The following is a 1,431-nucleotide window of genomic DNA, read 5'->3' as shown; positions in this document are numbered from 1 at the left end:
AAACCGGCTACCGGGCGGCTACCGCCACCCCGGTACCTGGTACCGCCTTACCGGTCCCTAAAACAAGCCCGCGTCACGGAAGGAATGGCGAACCCGCAACGAAGCCCGGAAGGCGGTGGCTCGCTGGATTGAGATTGTCTACAACCGGCGCCGTCGCCACTCGTCCATCGGGATGGTAAGCCCCGTCGATTTCGAAGCCCAGCTCGCTGATCAAAATGGTAATAAGAAGGCCGCTGCTTAACCCCTAAGCAGCTTAACTACGTGTCCACGATTTGCGGGCAACCCTACGCCGTCGCCACCAAGGACTTCTCAGGGGCAAGATGCACATCACCCCAGCCCAAGCCTGGGAGATTATCTCGCATGCCCAGCCACCGACGCAGCCGATTGACCCAGATGTTTTATGGACAAAAATCGCGAAACAATATCACCGGATTCACCCCGACAACCAGGCAGATGCCTTAGCAGCCGACACAGTGGTCGCGACAGATAATGCCCTGCCTGAAGTTGCAGCTTCAGACAGGGCACCAAGTAACGACACTCAGGCGATCCAGCAAGATACACCCCATGCCGATTCCTCAACCGTAATGCCAAGCCCTACCGGTGTAAATGCACTCTGGCCTATCCCGGACAAGCTGTGGATCAACAAAAGCGGGGTGGTACGCGTTATGGGACACGGCCTCTACGTCGGGCTGCGCTTCAAGAATCGAGCCATCTACAGCAGCGTAGCCGATGACTATGTGGAATTTTTTACTGATCACGACGGTGAGAAACTGTTTTCATTTCCGCTACCGATCCAACTGAATCAGCGTCCACCCGGCGGTCAAATCAACATAAACCACGTTGTCGGCATGTGGCACCGACAACCCCCAGAGCTAAAACCCAACCTCTCTGGGCCACGGCCAAGCCGCCGGAAGAAGCCAAACTAGCACCAGTACAAAAACTCCGTGGACTCCCCGCCCAAAAAGCGGGGAGACTCCGCGTCCACAAAGTCCCTAGACTCCGAGTCCACAAAGTAGCTGGACTCCAAGTCCAAAAACCTCATGGACATAACATACCTCAGCTAAGGAAGGGTTGAACTCTGCCTAAGACGCTTCACTTTACCGAAAGCCGGGCTAGTATTCATCGCATTAATAGCGTCCATTGCCGCCAGCTGCTCATGGCTGAGTGTGCATAGTGACGAGCTAATGGTCGGCGCGGCATTGATCGTGGTCGCGATTGTTTTATCCAGAAATCGGGAGGGGTGACGATTTAACCAAAAGATAAAAGCTGCAGGTAGTGCTACATGCTCGGAAACATATATTTTCCATAGTTTAGCCATACGGCAGGGGGTGACGTCTGTATATAAGACGGCATCTGAAGTGTCCCAGGTTTTGTTCCGTTTGAGTAGATGGGAAAATCTGGAACATGCCAAGAAAATTTGACCAGGATGCA

At 53.8% G+C, this 1,431-nt stretch carries 1 protein-coding gene and 2 pseudogenes; 2 read left to right on the top strand and 1 reads right to left on the bottom strand.

Annotated features, from left to right (window positions below):
- Nucleotides 1–85: 85 nt before the first annotated feature.
- A pseudogene (locus QP970_RS11545) lies at nucleotides 86–241 on the top strand (integrase core domain-containing protein); the annotation flags it as partial.
- A gap of 46 nt (nucleotides 242–287) precedes the next feature.
- Nucleotides 288–926, top strand: a pseudogene (locus tag QP970_RS11540) (transposase); the annotation flags it as partial.
- Nucleotides 927–1,060: 134 nt separating this feature from the next.
- On the opposite strand, the gene QP970_RS11535 reads toward QP970_RS11540, so the two are convergent.
- The coding region (locus QP970_RS11535; protein ID WP_284869962.1) for a hypothetical protein at nucleotides 1,061–1,431 on the bottom strand (371 nt) is incomplete at its 5' end.

Origin of the sequence: Corynebacterium sp. MSK073 (assembly GCF_030232085.1) — a bacterium.
In the GTDB taxonomy this organism is placed as follows: Bacteria; Actinomycetota; Actinomycetes; order Mycobacteriales; family Mycobacteriaceae; genus Corynebacterium.
The sequence above is the reverse complement of the archived record's forward strand: the minus strand, read 5'-3'. Positions and strand labels throughout refer to the sequence as shown.